Origin of the sequence: Bacillus cereus group sp. BfR-BA-01524, from assembly GCF_022662595.1 — a bacterium.
GTDB classification, from domain to species: Bacteria; Bacillota; Bacilli; order Bacillales; family Bacillaceae_G; genus Bacillus_A; species Bacillus_A thuringiensis_S.
Window position 1 is genome coordinate 1 of record NZ_JAKUDW010000277.1, and the last position, 492, is coordinate 492.

Here is a 492-nt window from a genome sequence, read left to right on the forward strand (position 1 = left end):
CCCATCGTGTTCATTATAAATAGCTTGAATCAGTTCTTTTACCTCCGCATTTGGATCAGGACGATTAAAACGTTTCATCCAGTAATAGTACGTACTACGTGGAATGTTTGCCAGTTGAAGTAACTCCTTGATAGGAAATTCATGCCTTAACTCGTAGATTACTTGCGCTTTATCTTGTTTGGTGATTTTTCTTTGTTTTGAACTAAGGCATTCAACTTTTTTAAATATGCATTTTCCATACGTAAACGCTCATTTTCCGCTTGTAAGGCTTCGATTGATCCTTCATCTACTGGTTTTATTTTTTTATCTTTCATGGTTGGACGCCCCTTTTTCTTTGATTGTAGGGCATCCAATCCTCCTGTTTCATAAGCTATTTTCCATTTCCGAAGTGTTTCATAAGACGGTATATTGAAAAGTGCCGCTGTTTCTCTGATAGATGTCCCGTGTTCATTCATATAATAAAGTACATCTAGTTTATACTGGGCTGGGTAG

1 pseudogene is annotated in these 492 nt (G+C 37.0%); it reads right to left on the reverse strand.

What is annotated here, in order from left to right:
• Positions 1–492, reverse strand: a pseudogene (locus tag MR170_RS32860) (helix-turn-helix domain-containing protein); the annotation flags it as partial.